This window comes from Nocardia sp. NBC_00508 (genome assembly GCF_036346875.1).
Lineage (GTDB): Bacteria > Actinomycetota > Actinomycetes > Mycobacteriales > Mycobacteriaceae > Nocardia.
On the sequence record NZ_CP107852.1, the window covers coordinates 2,533,050 to 2,553,233 of the forward strand.

Below are 20,184 nucleotides of genomic sequence, written 5' to 3' on the forward strand. Positions count from 1 at the left end.
CGCACGTCCTGTATCCCCAAGCTACATTCCTCGGGGCATACCCGGCGCGCCGTGTGGCCGATGATGCCGAGCCGGATTTACCCCGGCACAGAGCACCATCGTCTGATCATCCCATCCATGCTCTCGCCGCAACCTCTCCTTCCGGAACGAAGTGTCGAAGGTTCATCCGAACAACCGATGTCCAGCAAGTGACATCACCGTCCATCCTGAAGGCCGCTGGTTCACCCATCGGCTCGGCCTTGGTCGAAAGTCCTTGGGAGATCGGGATAGTGGGCCCGATCGCCCGAGGTGAGCTCGGCGATCACGAGTTCGCCTGCCCCACGGCAGACCGGGCAGACCTTGGCGCCGAAGCATTCGCGGCAGCGCTGCCGACCGGACGGACCGGTGGCGGTCCAGCCGCGGCTCTGACAGGCGGGGCACCAGCCCAGACCCGCGCACTCGTAGCACAGCACCGCGCCCGCGCCGACGGTCGCCGCGGTGACGACCGGTTGGGGCGGGACGAACGAATCCTCTTCGGGAACAGCGACAATCGGTGTCTCGCCGGTGAAAATGACACCGCCATACCCTTCCTGCACGCGAATGCGAACCACGAACTCGTCGTGATTGCCGATGACCGTCGACTGCACCGCCCCGGACTCATCCGCGGAACGCTCGACTTCGACCGACCATCCGGCCTCGGTGAGCGCGGCGACCGCCCGGCGCACCACGGCCGGGTCGTAGACGGCACCGGGCGGATGCACGCGGGCGCTGACGCGGTACTGATACCGCACCGGCTCGTGCCAGTCCACCGCGACCGGATGGTCCGGCACCGACACCTGCGGGGTCACGCCGGGCGTCAGCCGCGCGGCCAACCACAAAAGGTAGTCGCGCAGCCGCTCCGCCGCCCGGTCGAGCCGAGCCCGCGGCGCGGTCACGCGCTGCCTCCCGATTCGTCACGACCGAGTCCGAGATCGGCACCACCCGCCCGCTTCGCACCCGCGATGATCTGCGCCCAGCGCAGGCCCTTGACCTCGCGCAGATATTCGACGGTCGGGCCGAGCGGGTCTTTGTACTCGCGGATGTTTCGCCTCCGGATCCGATCCTTCAGATGCTCCAATTCACCGTAGTCCTGGGTCTTGTAGAAGGCGCCGATCTCCCGGCGAGCGTTCTGCAGCGTCCTGGCGATCTCCTCGTCGGACGCACCGCGTTCGCGCAGCGCGTCCTCAACGGCCTGGAGGCGGCCCACCTCCGCGATGTAGTGCTGACGCAGCGTCGGCAGATGCGCGGTCGCCGGATCTCCGGTCGGGTGGGCCAGTGCCTCCGGTCTGCGGTCGTGGGCCAGGATCGCGTCGACGTCGGCGACGGGCGCGACCCGCTCCAGTGCCGCCACCGGCGCGCCCGCGTCCGGCTCGTAGGCGATCACCATGCGGTGGTCGGGTTTCGGCGGCGTGTACAGCGCCATCGTCCCGGCGTTGAGGACGTTGCTCGCGCCCGCATCGATCGAGTACAGGTAGTCCTCGTTGCCCGGAGGGTCGAAGACGGTGTGCTCCACGGCCCGGAAGGCGCCGCCGACCGCGGGCGGCAGAACCCGCTGGATCGCTTCCATCAGCAGATCGCCCTGGATGTGTCCGCGGTCGCCCGGCCTGCCGCCCTCGGCGCGCTCCGAGGTCATGTCCCACTGCACTTCGATGCGCGCGCCCGGCGCCAGGGTCCGCGGCAGTTGCGCGGCCAACGCGTCGTACTGGGCGGCGGTGTAGTGCGCGCTGACGTTGTTGATGTAGAACCTGGCGACACCGCCGTTGCCGCCCGCCGCCAGCACCTCGCCGTGCGTGAGCAGGTCGGCGAACAGCACGAGCGCACCCGGCATCGGCAGCGGACCTGGATCGAGGACACCCAGGTTGCGGCGGCGCTGCCCGGCGTCGGCGAAGTCCTGCGGCAATTCGGTCTGCAGAATCAGGCCGCGGCCCATCGTGTCCTGGGTCGGGGTGAGCTCCACCGCGAACGCGCTGCGCCCCACGCCGACGTCGACGGTGTGCCCGCCCGCGCGCGCCGCGGGAACCGACGGACGGGCGGCGAAGAGCACCGGATCGTTGCGCTCGGCGGGCAGTCGGTAGGCCGGCAGCGGGCGGGAGAGCACCTCCACCGAGGACCGTCCGTCAGCTTGGTCGTGGATCACGACGACGTACTCGGCGTTCAAACCATGCTGTGCCGCACCGCGATTCGCTCGATCCACGGAGTGCAGGAAGTCCAGCAGAGACATCGCCGTGCCCGGAGAATGCGCCCGGATCTCGACCTGTCCCGTGGTCCGGTCCAGCACGCCGCCGATCCAGTCGGGCATCGCCGCCAACGCGGACGCGGCCTGGCGCATGAGCGCCCAATTCACCGCGCCCCGCAGCTCGTCGGTGATCAGCGGTGACGCGTGCAGCTCGTCGATGGCCGCCTCGATCGCGGCCGCGCGCTGCGGGCCGTGCGGTAGCGGGTCGTTGATCGCCGCCTTGAGCGGGTTCAGCGCCTCGATCAGGACATCCTTGTCCACGGTTCGCCGCGCGGCGTCAGCGGTGGAATCCAGGTAGATCGGGTCGAAGATGCGGCGTACCTGTTCCTCGTGCATCCGTCCGTGCAGCGCCAACGCCTCGATGGTCAGCATGTCGGGCGCGTACTCGCCGCGCAGCAGTTCACCGAGGCGGGCCAGATGTGCCCTGGCCGCGTTGCCGAAGGCCGGTGCGGTCAGCAGAAGTCCGAAGACCGGGCGGGCGGCCGCGACACCGCCGTACTCCAGTTCGATCCGCCGCGCCAACTCGGGATCGTGCTCGGCCAGCAGCTCGGTGGCCTCGCCGACCGGGTCGGCGGTGATCCCGAGATGGCCGAGCAGATCGGCGAGATCCCTGCGGTAGTCCGGCGTCAGATTCGAGCGTGCCGGATCGAAGATCGATTGGTCCAAGTGGGCGGCAACCACTTTGAGCTCGGCGTAGCGCCCGCCGGGATGCCGGAAGGTGGGATCGGTGGCCGACCGGATCTGCACCAGCAGATGGGCCACCGCACGCGCGAAGTCCCGCGAGCGGGCCCGGTCCGACACGGTCAGATCGAAGGCCGAACGGTCGGCGCGCTCGTGATATTCGGCGACCGCTTCCGCGCTGACCTGACCGACGCGCAGGTGCACCGGCCGTCCGTCCGGCAGCGTGAAATACCCGTCTTCGCGAACGCGGCCCATCGATCCCGCCGGACCCACCGGCCGCGGCCGGAGCCAGCTCACGTCGTCCGGGGCGATCAGCCGCAGGGCGCCTTCGACCTGGCGCATCAGAACGGATTGACGCCAAGCGGCGCGGCCGGGCTCACGTGCGTCGCCGCGGAACTCACCCAGATTGCCGACTGTCCCGTGGTGGCGGTCACCTTCTGGGGCTACGGCTTCCCTGCCCGACTCGGGCATATCGAGGTCGGACATGATGACCTGTGCGTCGGAGGCGACTCCGGCATGCCGCATCAGCAGGTCGTACAGCACCGCTTCGCCCTCGGTGATATCCGTATCGTCGTGTTCGACGGCGGCGTACGCCTCCGCCAATGCCTCGCCGAACTTCAGATCGCCACGCTCGTCGAAGCAGTACCTGCTGAACTGCTCGCGCACCCAGTTCTCGTAGCCGTCGATATCCGCCTCGATTTGGACGCCTTCCTGACCTCGCAGGGACAGATAGCGCTCGAGCAGTGCGAACGGCGCCTCCCGCCGGGCTGCGACACCGCCCGCGTAGTCCGCCGCGTGGCCGATCTCGTGCACGATGTTGCCGTACCAAGGCCGGTTTTCAGGGCCCACGTGGTGTCCGGTGGCGAGGTCTTCGGCCCACTCCCGCATGGCGCGCTCGGGATCGGCGGCGTACAGCTCGTTGAGGACGATCGACTTCGCATAAAGCCTGCCGTTCTCGACCCCGTATTCGGTCTCGGCGAAGTTCTCCGGATCGTCGGTCGGCCCGATGTGCGCCTGGCGAATATCCAGCCAGGGATGCTTGTGGAGCTGGGCGTCCAGCGCCCTGGCGAATTCGCGTGCCGCCTCCACATCGATGACCCGGCCATCGGGCAGCCGACGGGTGTCGAATCCCACTGCCGCCAGACCATGTTTCGCGGTCAGCAGTGCGCCGACCTCTTCCGCGGTGCCACATCGGGCGAAGTCGTCGTCGATCGGCACTTCGCGCGCGGATTCGGTTGCCGCACTGGATAATGTGCGGCCGTCGTCCAGTCGGTCGGCGTCCGGGGCGGGTCCCTCGTCCGCGCCCCGGTTCATCGGGCCGACCGCTGTCGCGGAACCCTCGTCGGCGCGACCGGACCGGGCCGACGTCGGGGCCGGTCCGTCGCCAGGCGCGATATCGTCCGGTCGGTCAGGCGTCGTCTCGTCGGCGTGGCCGATCCCGTCGCTTCGGCGCGGTGGCGGGCCGGTGTACGCCCAGGCTTCCGCGGTGATCATGCCGCGGGCCTGAATCGACGCGAGGCGGTGCAGCGCGCCATCGATCGCGCTGGGCGAGTGCCGGAGTTCCACGAGCACCGCCTCCGCTTGCGCGCGCGTGACCGCGCGGACCTTGGCCAATATGTCGGGCGGGATCGGCTGATCCATCATTTCCAGCAGGTAGGGGAACCTGGTGCCGAGGAACGGCAGATCGGTTCGCACATCCGGGCGGTCGGTGAGGATCAGATCCGGATCGGCGACGACGAACGAACCCGGGTTCTCGGGGAACGAGAAGTCGTTGTCGGCCGCGATGGCGATCGCACCCGCGGTACCGTCGCTGTCCTGCCGGTCGCACTCGCCCGTGATGGCGTCCCGGATCGCCGTCATGAACCGCTGCTCAACGGAATATTCCTGCGGCGCAAGCGTTTCCGTCAGCTCGGCGACGAAATATTGCAGCGATCCATGGCCGCGGCTTCCGTCGTAGGGGACGGTCGGCGGAACCTGGTGGAACCCGAGCAGATGATCGAACCGGAAGGTGGCGACCTCGCTGGCCACCGGCCCCGCCGCGGGCAGCTCCATCCCCGGTATCGGCTCACGCGCGCCGGGCCGGTACACCGCTGTGCCCCTCTCGAAGTGCACCAACAGCACCTCGTTCAGATGGAATCGGCCGGTTTCCAGTACCTCCACGCGCAGCACCGGTCCCATGTCGAGCAGTGCCAGCTCCGCCGGAGTCATGGTCCAGGTGGGCGCGTCCTTGGCGCCGGTCGCCGACGGAGCGGACAGCGGCGTGCTGTCGTCGCCCTCAGTCGGGGCGTCCTTGCGGCCTGCGGGAGGCGGATTCCGGTCCGCGCGCTCCTCGGCGGGCTGGTCCGTTTCCGCGGGCGGATCGGTCGCCGCATCGTGTCCCGGCTCGGGACCGGAAGTACGCGTGGCCGACTCGGTGTGGGCGACCGGATCGGTTTCCTGCTCGCCTGGGTCGGCGGGCGGACCGCTGTGCGGCTCTGGCGGGGGCGGATCAACCGTGGGCTCGTCAGGGCTCTGACCGATCCGCGAAACCGGGCGCGCGGAGGTCTCCGGCCCGAACGTCTCGATGGAGCGCGTCGGCGTGCCGTCGGGCGTGTAGACAATGCCCGATATGGCGCGCACGTCGGGGGTGGGCTGCCCGGGCTGGTAGGGGTGGGGGAAGCCGAGGGCGGAGTCGTACACCACGATGGTGCCGCCCTCGTTGGTCATGACGTAGGCGTGCGCGCCGACGCCGTACCGGTCGGTGGGGCCGTGGTAATCCTCGACCACCAGAATCGTCGCGCCGTCGTCCATTCCGCGCAGCCGGTCGGCGATCGCGTCGCGCGAGTCGAAGCTCTCCAAACGTCCACCGGCCGAATCCTCCAGCTGATCGGCCGTCATTCCCTCCGGGCCGACCGCCGCCTCCGGCACCCGAACGACCGTGCTGCCGGTCAGCTCGACCACCCGCGAAAGTGACTGCGGTGCACAGTCATTGCGATAGCGGGCGCTGTCGGTCGGGGTGTCGTCGGGTACGTGTCGTTCGCTAGTACCGTCGATGACTTCCGCGTCCGGCGCGGTGCCGCTGTCGCCCGAGAACAGGCCGCGGATGCGCCGCCACAGGCTCGGTGCGTCCGCGCGGGCGTCGGGCTCGGTGCTCTCCGGCTCGGGAGCGGGCGCGACTTCGGGCTCCGGGGGCGGGGCGATGCGCGGGACGTCCCTGATCCGTCCCGGCCATTCTCTGCCGCTGATCACGCCGTCGGTCTGGATTTCCGCCAGCCGCCGGACTTCGCCGTCCACGGCTTCCGGCTCGATGCCCAACTCGGTGAGCACGGCGCGCAACGCATCCGGATGCAGTTCCCTGGCCGCCGCGAGCGGATCCGGATGCAGCGACTCGTGCAGCGCGTCGACCACGAAACTCGATCGGATGCCGATGCGGCTGGTGTCCAGCGGCGCGGTGTGCTCACCATCGTGGATCACGAGAGATCCGCGCGGGCGGCGCGCGTCACCGGCCGCGGTGAGATAATCGTTGTGATCTTGATCGGCGTCGATGTAGACCCCGATCGCCACCGCGTGCCGCTCCGCCGGCGAATACGCCGACACCGGGCTGCTCGGCAGCGCCCGGACGAGTTCCTGCAGCGAACCCTCGCCAGAACGCCCGGTCCATGCGATGGTCGGCGGCACGTGCCCGTATCCGAGCAGCAGATCCCTTCGGTAGCGGGCGACTTCACGGATGACCGAGCCCGACGGCAGCACCTGGATCTGGCCGAACGTCTGGCCGGATGTGGGCTTGTAGACCCACTTGCTGCCATCGGCGAATTCGACGATGTAGACGGCGTTGCTCTCCGGCCCGGTCGGAATGCGCTCGTAGCGGACCGGTTCGCCCTTCGCACGCACCGCCTCTTCCACCGCGGTCCATTGGGCGCGCGCCCGCGCGAGTTGCGCATCGGGATCGCCGCGCGGGTGCGGCGCTGCACCGATGAGACTCGCCGGACGGAAGCCATCGTCCACGCCGAGGTCATGCGGGTTTTGCGGAACACCGGCGGCGTCGTAGTGAATTCCCCACGTTCCCGCGACGCCGGGAGGCGGAGTCCAGTCCTGGTAGCGGCGGACCTCGTTCGTCGCCGGGTCGCGCACCAGGATGGTGCCGTTGTCGTTGGTCATCACGTAGGCGTGCGCGCCGACGCCGTCATTGCGCTGGGCGACGCCGCGATACTCGTCGACCACCAGGGTGGTCGCGCCGTTACCCATGCGCCGCAGGCGTGCCGCGATGGTCGCGTGACTTTCGGCCCGGAGCCGTCCGCCCGCATGAGTTTCCAGATCCTGCCAGCGCATGCCGTCCAGGCCGACGTCACTGGCCGCGGGGACATTGATCGCCCGGCTGCCGGTTCGGTCCTGGATCAGCCGCAGCGACCGAACGGCGCAGTCACGCGGACCGGCCTCCACGACGTGCGGGACATAGCGCGGCGCCTGGTCCGGCGCCCTGGTATCGCTGGTGCCGTCGTCGTAACGGCCGCGCTCGACGTCGATCGGCGCGGTGCCGACCCGACGCTGTGCCCAACCCGGATCCGGCGGCGGACGGCGATGATCCACGGGGGGCAGGGTGTCGCCGCGCCCCGCGGCGATCCGGCCGAAGTTGGCCAGGGACTCGGTGGGCCGCCCGGTGCGGGGATCGCTGGGTCGCAGGTAGCCCTGGTGCACCTGTTCGGCATTGCCGAAGTTCTCCGACCGCGGGAATTCGGCGCGAATTCGCCTGGCGCCGAATGCTTCCGAGGACGGATCCATACCGAGGCCGAGCCCGGTACCGAGGTAACGGCTCCACCCGCCCGGTTGGTCGGCGCCGAACCCGGTCACCGGATCACGCCAGGAGGCAGCGACGTAGACGTTCTGCGCACCGATGCCGAACGCGGCGGCACTGCGCATCGGGCCCGCACCGGGGGAACCCGACAGCGTGATCGAGCCGACCAGTCCGGCCAGCCTGCCGTGTTTGCCCGCGAAGCTGGCGGTGACGGAACCGTAGCTGTGCGCGAAGATCCGGTTCGTCAGCCGCTGCGGGCCAGCGGTTCCCGCGTGATCCCTGGTCGCGTGGAAGGCCGCGATCTCGTGCAGCAGGAGATCGCCGCCCGCCTGCGCACGACCGCGGAAGGCCGCCTTCACGTACCCGGTATTGACCGGCCCGGTCGGCGCGTCGTAGCCGATCCAGATGACCGAGGCCAATTCCAGATCGGGGTCCACCCGTTTGGTCTCTTCGTACAGGTGGCGCAGCGGGGTGAACTGGTAATGCAACGACTGCAGGGTGGTATTGGTGCCGGGTACATGCCAATTCACCGTGCGGGCGGTGTCCATGTTGCCGAGCGCGACGACCACCTTGCCGTCACCGCCGAACGCCGTGGCGTCGTAGGACAGGACGTGTACTGGCGGATTGCCCGGCAACCGACGCGCCTGCTGATCCAACTGCACCAGGTGGTTCCGGGTTACGACCAGGTTGCTCAGGTGCTTCAGTTCCGCCGCGCTGAGCACGGCGCGCGACCACCACATGCCGCGTCCTTCGGGCCGTCGCGCGAGGAACGCCTCCAAGTCGCGGGTGATCGCGAGCCGGTTCGCGTCGTTGCGCACATGCGCGGGCAGGCCGTCGGCATTGCCGATCTGATGCGGGTAGACCTGCAGCAGAGCCCGCTGTGTCGCGCTCAGTTCGCCGGGGCGGGCCGGATCGGCCAGCGCATGCCACCAGTCGGCGTTCTCGGTCGCCCGCTGCCGGGCGGAGGCGGCGATACGGCGGGTTCCACTGCGCTGCAACGCATCCGGGCTGTCGAAGCCGCCGTCCCTGAGTGCCGTGTCGGCCAGCCGCTGCTGCTCTTCGGTGAATCCGTGATCCACCGGAAGAGCGGGCCCGAGGTGGGGCGGCTTCGCATCCGCGCCGCCTTGATCACTATCGCCGGGCCCCGGCTCGTGCGGGTCGGAAGCCGCCGACTGGGTGTCGCCGGGATCATTCGGGCCGCGGTCGCTCGGGCCTCGATCTGGACCACGACCGTGCGGGCCGGGGGCGGGCGGCGGATCCTCCGGGCCGTAATCCCCCTGCGGCTGCACCGATTCCGGCACCTCGTAGCCCTGCTCGACCAAGATCGCGCGCAGCACGTCCGGGAAATCGGTGACGATCCCCGCGACGCCTTCCTCGATCAGGCGCCGCATCTCATCCGGATCGTTGACCGTGTAGGGCACCACCGGCATGCCCACGTCGGCGGCCTGCTGCAGGAACTCGTCGGTCACCATGGCACGCTCCGGCGAGAGCATCGTCGCGCCCGCTTGCCGTGCGGCGGCAGGGATGTCGCCGCCCGGCGAACGGCGCGGGCCGACCACCTGCGCCGCCATGCCACGGACCCGGCCTGCCCCGGTGACGCCGGGATCGACACCGAGCCACGCTTCGATGGCGGTGCGCGAGCTCACCAGCGCGACACGGTCGACGTCCGGCGCCAGCTCGGCGGCGCGCGTCAGCACCCGCCAGTCGAAGCCGAGCAGCCGATACGGCACGTCGTAGCCGCGCAGGCACTCCACCGTCGCCGCCACCACGGCATGGACTTCCGCGTCGGTCCACGAGGGGTCGGTCTTGATCTCCACCGCCAGCGTCACGCCGCGGCCGGAGGCCAGCGCCGCCGCCTCGGCCAGGGTGGGCACCCCGCTGCCGCGCGGCGCGGCCTGTTGGGTTCCGGCGAACGACTTGTTCACCACCGCGGTGTCGAGTGTGCGGACCTGTTCGGCCGTGAGCTCGCGAATCGGCTTGCCCACGTACGGGTATTGCGGATCGTTGGGCCGTACCGGGCCGGTGTCGCGCGCGGTGTGCCCGTCGATCTTCTGCTCATGCGAGATGACCGGCACGCCGTCCCTGGTCAGCCCGACGTCGAGTTCGATCACGTCGACGCCGAGGTCCATCGCCCTTGCGAAACCGGCGAGAGTGTTCTCCGACCACAGTCCACGACCACCGCGATGACCCTGGATTTCCGGCGTGGTCCGCTCGGCGCCGGGCTGTGGTGACGCCGGCTCCCGCACCTCGCCCGGCTGGTCCTGCGAGTCCGTGCGATCCGGCGCTGCCCGTTCCGTTTCGGGGCCGCGCGGCGTCCGGTGCTCCTGACTTCCGTCAGCGGGCCGGTGCCCGAGCTGATCCTGCCGGACCGGCGTCCGCCTGCCCTCGGGGTCTTTCGGCGCCCATCCGGCGCGGTGCAACACCCCGGGATCCCCGGGTACGACGCGGTGCGGCGCTTGCGGCACCTCGTCGCCATGTCCGGTCGCGATCAGGCCGAAGTACGCCAGCGACTCCGGGGCCTCGCCGATATCGGCGTCGATGAAGTCGAAGTAGAACCCGTGCGCCGGGAACGCACGGCCGAACGGGCCGACCGCGGGGAACTGCGACGGAATGCGCCGCGCGCCGAATGCCTCGACCGACGGGTTGATCCCGAGACCCATGTTGAGGAAGCGGCCATGGCGGCCGGGCATGAGCGCACCGAGCCCGGTGACCGGATCGTAGGAGAGCTTGGCGACGTAGACGTTCTCGGCGCCGATGCCGAACTCGGCAGCGTGCTGGACCGGCCCGGCGCCCGGCGAGCCGACCAGCGTGATCGTGGCGACGTCGCGAGCCAGTCGCCCGTTCGCGGCCGCGTAACCCGTTGTGGTGGAACCGTAGCTGTGGCCGAAAAGGTGGACCTTCGGCGGCGGAGGGCCCACCGGCCCGGTTTCGGTCGAGGCAGGATCGACCGCTGCCTGGTCGACGGGGCGCCCGGCACGGGCCGCTCGAGCGGCTTGGTAGGCCATCACGTCGCGCGCGAGCAGTCGGCCACCGACCTCCGCGAACTCGGGGGTCCTGGTTTCCAGCCAGATCTTCGCGCCGCTCGGCGCGTCGTAGCCGATCCATGCGATGGACGCGACCTCGACGGTGGGATCGGCCAGCACCATGGCCTCGTACGGGTCGCGCGCCGCTTGCAGGCGTTTGGTCAATTTCTCCACTGTCGTGGTGACACCTGGCACCTGCCAGGCCACATGCGCGGCGGTGTCGACATTGCCGATGGCGACAACCGCGCGGCCCTCACCGCCGAAGGCGAGTCCGTCATAAGCGAGCAAATGCACCGGGGGTGTGGGTATTCCGGGTCGCACGCCGGTGGACCGGTTCAACGCCTCTTGGGTCGCGATGATGTTCTTCAGCTGCTGGCGTTCCAGCGCGGTGATATCGCTACCGCGGAAGATGCGTGCGAGCGAGCCGCCGCGCGGCCTGCGGGCCAGCAGTGCGTCCAGGTCCCGCCGCAATTGCAAGCGATTGGCCTGATCCTTGACGTGGGCGGGGATTCCGTCGGCATTACCCACCTCGAACGGATGCGTCCGCACCATCGCTCGCTGCATCGGGCTCAGCTCACCCTCCGGAGTGGCGATGTCGCGCAGCGCATCCCACCACAGCGCGTTCTGGGTGGCCAGCTCGCGCGCCCGCGTGTAGTCGTCGGCGTAGCCGCGGTGCATCAGGTCCGCGGCGCGCACGCCGTCACCGCGCAGTGCCAGCGCTTCCCGCACCAGCGCGTCGGTATCCTCAGCGGCCGTGACGTCAGGGGGTTCGGGCGGTGGCAGAGCGCCGTCGCGGAACCGGACCGGCCGTTGCGCCTCGGGGTCGGCCGACCGCGACGCGACCCGGCGCTGCCACGGATTCGGATCTTCCACCGCGGCACGGTGTTCCACCTGCCGCACGGAGTCGCCGTGCCCGGCAGCGATGCGTCCGATGTTGGCCAGTGCCTCGGTCGGCTCGCGGGTGTGTTCGTCGGTGAACCAGTAGTACTGGCTGTGCACACGCGCGCCCGCTGCGAACCGCGGGTCCGGATAGCCCAGCAACCCCAGCGAGATCCGGGAGAACACCGTCTTCTTGGTGGCCGTGTTGCCCTCGATCGGGATCTCGCCCGCCATACGCGTGGCGCCGAAGGCGTCGATGGCCGGATTCACGCCCAAGCCGACGTTGAAGAGCCTGCCCCGGCCGCCTGGCGTATTGGCGCCCATTCCGGCGACCCAGTCCCGGGACGAGCTGGCCACATAGACCTCGACGTCCGCGCCGTACTCCGCCGCGCCCTGGACCCGGCCCGCGCCCGGCGAAGCCAGCATCGTCACGGTGCCGATCTCCTGCGCCAGCCGAGCGCCCGCCGCGGCCTCGCTGACCGTGGTCGCGCCGTAGCGGTGGCCGAAGAGGTGGTTCGCCGGCAGCGGCTCGCCGTTCCGGTGCTGGGCCAGGTACGCGCGAGTGGCCTGGAAGGACACCACATCCTGCGCCAGCCACGCGGCTCCGACCTCCGCGCGGGCGGTGGTCGCGGCCTGCGCCAGATTGTCCGGTGCGTCGTAACCGATCCATGCGATGGACGCCGCGGTGATCCCCGAATCGGTCCGCACGGTCATCTCGTAGGCGTTCCTGGCCAGCCTCAGCCGCTCCGGCAAAGTCCTGATGCTCGAATCCATGCCGAACACATGCCAGGACACCGAGGATGCCGTGTCGACATCGCCGAACGCCACCGCGGCCCGCCCGCTGCCACCGAAATCCGTCGCGCTGTAGGACAGCACATGCACCGGCGGCGGCGTCACATCCGCGTGCACGGCGCCGGCCAGTCGCTCGGCCCGCAACAGAGCCCGCTGGGTGGCGAGGAGATTGCGCAGCTGCCTGCGCTCCGCGGGATCGAGTTCGGTCCCGGCGAGCAGCCGCTCCAGCTGGCCGGGATGGCGCTGGTAGTAGGCGCCGAGTCGATCGACGAACGCGTCCAGGTCGCGCCGGATCGACAGCCGGTTCGCCTCGTCCTTCACCCGGGCGGGGATGCCGTCGGCATTGCCGATGATCTCCGGGTGGATCGCGACCATGGCGCGCCGCTCGTCGAAACTCAGCGCGTGCCACCAGTCCGCGTTCACCTCGGCGCGGGTGCGCGCCGAACCGTCCGGATCGCCGGGATGCAGGCTACGCAGCAGGAAGTCGGCGTTCGCGGTGGGCCCGAGTCGATCGCGCAGGGCATTCTCGGCCGACCGCACGAAATCGTGGTCGGCCCGGGTGATCCGCACGTCGTCCGGCAAGCCCGTCTCCGGGTTGCGCGGGGCGACCACGTAGTCGGGTTCGCCCGGTGGCGCGCCGATGCGATGCCACGGCAATGCACCATCTTGCGGTGCGGGGTCCACGCCCCCGGTCGGGTCCAGCGGGTTGCCGCGCGAGTCGTAGCAGATTCCCCAGGTTCCGGCGAGGTCGCGGGTGGGTGTGGTGGGCGGGTACGGGTGCGGCTCACCGACACTGTCGTCGTGAACCATGATCGTTCCGTTGTCGCTGGTCAGCACATACGCGTGCGCACCGACGCCGTGTTCGTCCGCTGGACCGTGGTATTGGTCGACGACCAGCACCGAAGCACCGTCGCCGAGCAGACGCAGCCGCGCCGCCATCACATCGTGCGGGTCCGACAGTCGCGGGTCCGCGCCGTACGCACGCAACCGACCACCGGCGTGCGACTCCAGCTCGTCCGCGCTCATCCCTTGCGGGCCGAGATCGCCCGCTGGGAGCCGCACCTCGGCGCTGCCGGTCAAACGCTTGATCCAGCGCAAGGCACGCGGCGCGCACTCATTGTGCTGCGGCTCGACTCGATTCGCGGTATCCGGCCGGTCGGTCCGCTGATCCGGGGCGGTATCCGGAACCTGATGCGGGGTGGAGCCGTCCCCGGCACGTGGCACACGGCCGCGTTCCGGGTCTTCGAATCGGGCGCCCAATTGGCGCTGCACCCAGCCCGGATCGGCAACCTCTGGACGGTGCGGCGCGGTGGACACCTCGCCGCCGCGACCGGAACCGATCAATCCGAAGTTGTCCAACGCCTCCGTCGGCGTACCGGTGCGGGTATCGGCGAACTTGTAATAGCCCGAATGCCGTTGCCAGACAACGGAGAACCGCCTGCTGTCCGGCAGTTCGGCGGCGATCCTGATCGCACCGAAAGCCGCGCTCGCCGGATCCGCGCCGAGCCCGAGACCGAGCATCGGCAGGATCCGGCCCGCTCGGCCGGGCACTGCCGAACCGAGCCTGGTGAAGAGGTCGTTCGACGCGGCGGCGACATAGACATCGACGTCGCTGCCGAACTGGGCGGCATGGGTCATCGGACCACCGGGGCCACCCGACAGCACGACGTCGCCCGCAAGCCCCGCGAGCCTGCCACCCATGCCCGCTTCTTGGGTGAGGGCGGTGCCGTAGCTGTGGGCGAAAACGCGGTTTGCCGGCTTCCCGTACAGCCCGCGAACGTGCCGCTGCGCCGCGTCGGTCGCGGCGATATCGCGCAGCAGCAGCTCCGCACCCGCCTTGGCGCGGCGCAGGGTCGCTGCCTGTAGCAGCGCGGTGATCTTTCCGCCCGCGGGCACGTCATAGCCGACCCACGCGATGGAGGCGCTGCGCTCGCCCGGGCCGAGCCTGCTCGAGGTCATACGGTATTCGTTGAGCGCGAAATCCAAGCTGGCGTGCAACTTCTCGACTGTGTGGCCCATGCCGATGACGTGCCACGCGAGATGCTGAGCGGCATCGATGTCGCCGAAAGCGACCAGGGCCCGCCCCTTTCCGCCGAAAGCGGTCGAATCGAAGGCGACCACATGCACCGGGAGATCGGGATCGACGGCCGCGGCCCGCCGTTGCGCACCCGCCAGTGCCTTCTCGGTGGCCCGCAGAACGCGCAGCTGCCGCCGTTCGGCGCGCGTCAACCTGCCGCGCGACCGCAGCTCGGCCAGCTCCCTGGCCAGCCGCAGCCGGTTGGCCTGGTCCACCGCGGCGACATCGATACCGGGCGCATTGCCGATCACAGCGGGGTGCACCCGGACCATCGCCCGCTGCATTTGGCTGAGCTGACCAGCCGGTGTATCGCTGTCGCGCAGCGAATTCCACCATTCCGCGTTCCGCCGCCCGAGTTCCTTCGCTCGTTCTGCCACCACATCCGCGGGATGGTCACTGTGCAGCAGGTCCGGTGCCGACGCGTCCGGCTCCAGTCTCAGCAACGCGGTGTCCGCAATTTCTATCTCGGCGTCGGTCGGCTCGGACAGGTCATCCGGTAGTACCTCGTCGCCGGGTGCCGTAGCGGGAGCATGCTGCGCTGCAGCGCTGTCGGCAGGGTTCGAGCCAGCCGACGAATCCTCGGCACGTGCGGGGGTGGCGGAACGGTCGCGGTCCCCGGCGGTGTCGTCCCTCCCAGCGGTCGGCAAATCTGCCGGTCGAGCTGGCGCGACCTTCTCGCCAGGGTCCGCGGTCGCGACGGAACTCTCATCTCGTCCCGCCTCCAGCGCCCGCACTTCGGTGTCGGCATGCACGTAATCAGGTGCTAGATCCGCGATTTCGGCCAGGCGAGCGGCGTCGTCGTCGACCATGGTGGCACCGGACAGATCCCGCACGGTCTCGTCGATCTTGTCCGGCGTCAACCCTTCCGGATCAATAGTGAGCCCCATGTCCTCGGCCAGGCGCCGGATTCTCTCCTCCAGCTCATCGCGCTGTGCCACCGCGTCGGCGAGCGCATCGTCGGGCGTCGGACCCGCCGTCTGTTCTTCCTCGTCGTCCGGTTCGGTGTCGCCCACCGCGATCCCGCGGGCCCGGCTGCCCGCGCCTCCGTCGGCGAGCGGCCGCAGGTGCTCACCTTCGGTGCCGAAGAAGACACCCCACGTGGACTTGGCGTTGAGGACAGTGTCCGGGTCGAATTCGAAGACTCCGCCACGCAGCGGGTCGTCCACCATGATCTTTCCGGTGGCCTTGTCGTGATACATGACGTAAGCGTGCGCGCCCACCCCATGCTCGTCGGCCTTGCCCTTGTGCTCGTCGACAACCAGGACCGCCGCGTCGCCACCCAGATACCGCAGTCCATCGGCGATCATCTGGTGCGCAGGACGCTTCTTGCTGCCTGCCACCCTCGTGATCTCACCGCCCGCCGCGACCTCCAAGTCGTGCCAGGACATGCCCTCCGGGCCGATCGATCCCGGTTCGACCAGCGAGATCGAGCCGTTGCCGGTCCGCACGGCGGCGCGCCACAGCGCGAGCTCGCCGCAGTTGTTCACCGAGTGCGCGGGCGGCTGGTCGGGATCAGGCGCGGTGTCGGGCGCCTGGTGTTCGACGGAACCGACCAGGTCGGCGCCGATCCGGCCGACATCATGCAGCGCGCGCGTCGGCACTCCCGTGGGCGGACCCGAAGCACGGTCGGGTACAACCGGATCGATCGTGCCGAACAGCCCGCGCCCGCCATCGGGGACGTGCACGCGAACGTCGCCGAAGTGCCCGTCCCTGATGTTCGGCTCGGCCATCCCGGACAGCACGACATCACCGGCCAGCCCCTCCAGCCTGCCGCCCCGGCCCGAGGCTTCAGCGACATCGATGCCATAACCGTGTGCGAAGACCTTGTTGGTCGGCACGGCCTCCGGTCCGCCCCTGGTCTCCCGCGACGCGGCGGCGGCCGCGATGTCGCGCACCAGGAGTTCAGCGCCGGAACGAGCCCGGCGGGTGAAAACACCCTGCGCGCGACCACCCGGCACGTCGTAGCCGACCCACACGACCGAGGCGACCGACTCTCCCTGACGCACCCGGCCCCTCGAGGACCGATACTGGCGGGCCACGATATCCACACCGGCCTGCAGGTTCGCGATGGTGTGCCGGATGCCGGGCACGTGCCACGACACATGGTTCGCGGTATCGATATCCCCGAAAGCTACGGCGGCGCGGCCCTTCCCGCCGAACGCCGTCGAGTCGTAGGCCACCACATGCACCGGCAACGCCGGATCGATGGAGGAAGCCCGCAGGTGCGCCCTGGCCAGGGCTCGTACCGTCGCCCGAAGATTGCGCAACTGCGTACGCTCGGCACGGCTCAGATCGGCGCGCGACCGGAGGTCCTCGATCTCGCGCGCCATCCGCAGCCGGTTCGCCTGGTTCGCCACCGCCGCGTCGATACCGGGCGCGTTGCCGATCACGCCGGGATGCGTTCGGACCACCGCCCGCTGCATCGGGCTCAGCTCACCGTCTGGAGTCTCGCTGTCGCGCAGCGAGTTCCACCATTCCGCATTCCTGCGTGCCCGGTCCCTCGCGGCGTCGGCATCGGCGTTTTCGCCGTGCAGCAGATCCTCCGCCCGCGCGTCGTCACCCAGACGGTGCAGCGCGGCGTCCGCGTCGTCGATCTCGGTTCGACTCGGCGGACTCGTGTCCTCCGGCAGGAGTCGAACCCGATCGGCGCCTGCGCGATTCCGGTCGGCGTCGGCGTCGCTGCCGGTGTCGGCGGCGGTCCGCCCGGAGGTCTCGCCGTCTCCGGACATATCGGAGTCGGCACCGGTCCGGCGGTCGGCATCCGTCCGGCGGTCGGCATCCGTCCGGCGGTCGGCATCCGTCCGGCGGTCGGCATCCGTCCGGCGGTCGGCATCAGGATTGGGACGGCCACGGCTGGTTTCGGCGGTGCGGACATCCGGTGACGCGCTGGACGAGGCCGCGATCGGACCGGCGACCAGCGCGACATCCTCGGGCCGCACGGCGTCGTCCGGAATACCTCGCTCACCCTGGTCCGCGTCCGCCTCCGACCTCGCGCGGGGCGCTTCGGAATCGGCCGTCTGGGCTTGGACTGCCCCTTCCCTCTCGGGTGGCCCAGACGTCCGGCTCGCGGCACCGGCGCGCTGCTGCGAACCGTCCGGCGCCGCGGTGTCGCTGTCGTGCGCCACAGTGCCGTCTCGATCTCCGGCGCGACCCGCCTGCGGATCGGCGCTCTGCGACGGCAATATTCGGCCCTGGTCCGGGCCACCCACCGCACCGGACATCCGAGGACCCGCGGTGGGGCTCGTCGAGGACGAGCTCGCCGCAGTGCTGGATGTGGTCGAGGGCGAGCCCGTCGAAGTGCTGGGTGTCGTCGAGTTCGGCGCGGCACCCGAGGGCGTTCCAGCTCCCGGCACGGTCCCGGCACCAGGTGCCGCGACTGATCCAGCCGAGGCGCCCGGGGTGGCGCCTGCCGCGTGCGGGCCCGCAGCCATACCTTGCGGTGGGCTAGCAAGCTGCGAGGCGGAAGACGGAGTGGAGCCGCCTGGATGGGACGCGTCGGGGCCTTGGCCGACGCTTACCCCGTCCCGGCCGGTACCGGGGCCTTGACTCGCGTCGGGTGCGGATCGACTTGCCGCCGGATCGGATCGGCCCGCGGAGTCCGCGCCGGAATCGGCGGGTCCGGCCTGCTGAGTACCGGGGCCTTCCGTGCCGCCACGGCTGTCGCCGTTCGTGCCCGCCGTGGCAGGATCCGCCCCGCTGTCTCTCTGCGAACCACTCGAGGTGTCGCCGCCGGTGTCGTGCCCGCCACCCGAGGTATCACCGGCGGCGCCAGCACCATTCGCACTGTGCCCAGCGCCGGAACTATCGACACCACCACCGGAATCATTCGCACTCGGCGCACCACTCGACGTATTCCCAGCGGCGCCAGCACTATCCGCGCTCTGCGCGCCACCTGACGTATCCCCCGCAGCGCCAGCACCGTTCGCGCTCTGCGCGCCACCTGACGTATCGCCCGCAGCGCCAGCACCATTCGTACTTTGCGGAGTCGTTCCGCCGGTGCTGCTGCCATTCGTGCCCGCGGGGGTGGTCGCCGCTCCTGCACCGTTGGTACCGGAACCGGTTCCTGTGCCTGCCCCACTGCCTGTGCCCGCCCCAGTACCCGCGCTTGCCCCATTACCCGTGCCGGTTCCGGTGTCCGCAGCCGGAGGCTGGCTCGTGCCATCCGGCATCGTGCCGACGTTCGGGCTCAGCCCCGGCCCGTTGCCCATCGGTCCGCCGGAGTAGTTCGACCCGCCCCTGGCGCCGTAGACCACGCTCGGCCCGACGCCCGACAGGGCGCCGCCGGTGAACATGCGCGGATCGAATTCCCAACCACCACCCGACAATCCGGTCGCCACGTAGGCCGCACCGGCACCGGCCAAGCCTGCGCCCGCACCGGTGATCGCGCCCTTGCCCGCACCCGCCCACCCGTTGGGACCACCCGGCAGATGCCTCACGAGGTTGTTCAGGCCGTAGCCCGCCGCACCGCCCGCGCCACCCGCAACGGCCGAAATCCACGCGTTCTGGCCGACCGCGCCCCAGTTCAGGCCACCCTGCTGGAAGCCGGCCTCGATATTCAGGCCCTGGACCGCCACTTCCTGGATGGTGCCCTGGAGGACCTCGGTGACCGCCTCTTGGACGATCTCGTACACGACCTTCTTGATGAAAACCTGGCTCGCCTGAGACAACGCCGTCCTGGCCAGAATCGCTTCGATTCTGCTCATCAGAAGGCGGCCCATCCACCGGCACGCAACCTGCGTCGCCCCGATGGCACCCGCCTGCGCGAAGGGCGCCCCAGGACCGAGGAAGGCCGCATACGCCAGCTCCGCCGCGAGCCACGCCAGGGAGAAGATGTCGTTGAGCTTGGTCGCCCGCATCTCGCCCGCAGAGTCGATTGCGCGCTGCCCGGCCTCGTCGTAGTACTTGGCCAATTCGTCGATGGCCGCCAGTTGCTTCTTGAGCGACCTCTCCATCTCTTCGCGGCCGGCCCCCGCCGGATAGGAGAGCAGGGTGGAATTGATCGCCGTCTCCACCGTGTTCCTGGTACGCGTGCGCAGTTCCTCGGCGTGCCGCTTCAGATCCTCCCCGCCGGCTCGCTCCTCGTCCTCGTCACCCGACGGCCACTCGGCTCCCGCCACCCATCCCAGCCACTCCAGCCAGGAAGGAATCATGATCGACATGGCGGCGTAATCCTCGTGCTACCAGCTGGAGTCGGTGACTCTCCCCGGCCGATCCTCACGCTCACCGTGGTCGAACTCCTCGACATCGGTGAATCGCATTGCGGCGGTATCCTCGTCGCCCTCCGAGCGCTCGGGTGAGCCAGGCGGTGCGAGCGATACCGGCGGTTCGACCGGGATTTCACTGACGAAATCGGGCATACCGTCGATCAGATCGGAAAGCTTCGGCAGCCGGGCACGCCGATCGGTGATGGGCGCGGCCAGTTCCCGGTTCTTGCGCGCCACCTCTGCCGCGGCATCCTGCGCAACCTTGGTCACCGTCTTGGCGATCTGCGCGTAGCTCAAATCCGCTATGCCCGCGGCGAATTTGGTCTCGATGACGACGCCATTGGCGTTCACGGTCACCGTCACCGTCTTGTCGCGCGAGGTCGCCGTCCCGGTGAGTTTCGTCCGCTCCTGCTGGGCCTCGGCGATAGCAAGCATCTGCTCCTGGAACGCGTCCAGGAGCGAGTCCATGTCCCGCTCATCGCGTCTTGCGTTGCTCATTCCGC

Annotated in this window: 3 protein-coding genes; all 3 read right to left on the minus strand. The window is 69.9% G+C overall.

Features of this window, described 5'->3' with window-relative positions:
* Nucleotides 1-221: 221 nt before the first annotated feature.
* The 3 genes from OHA40_RS11350 to OHA40_RS11360 are packed head-to-tail and all read right to left on the minus strand — an operon-like array spanning nucleotide 222 to nucleotide 20,179.
* The gene (locus tag OHA40_RS11350; RefSeq protein WP_330233015.1) at nucleotides 222-914 is read right to left on the minus strand and encodes a hypothetical protein; all 693 of its coding nucleotides are present in this window, start codon (nucleotides 912-914) and stop codon (nucleotides 222-224) included.
* Entirely contained in the window at nucleotides 911-19,636 is an 18,726-nt protein-coding gene (locus tag OHA40_RS11355; protein WP_330233016.1) for an alpha/beta hydrolase, read from the minus strand. Before OHA40_RS11355 ends, OHA40_RS11350 begins: the two co-directional genes overlap by 4 nt.
* 18 nt (nucleotides 19,637-19,654) lie before the next feature.
* Entirely contained in the window at nucleotides 19,655-20,179 is a 525-nt protein-coding gene (locus OHA40_RS11360; protein WP_330233017.1) for a YbaB/EbfC family nucleoid-associated protein, read from the minus strand.
* Nucleotides 20,180-20,184: the final 5 nt, after the last annotated feature.

Bases quoted from the DNA above. Each gene is read 5' to 3' on its own strand.
- OHA40_RS11355 (WP_330233016.1), bottom strand. From the start codon at position 19,636: ATGTCGATCATGATTCCTTCCTGGCTGGAGTGGCTGGGATGGGTGGCG.
- OHA40_RS11360 (WP_330233017.1), bottom strand. From the start codon at position 20,179: ATGAGCAACGCAAGACGCGATGAGCGGGACATGGACTCGCTCCTGGAC.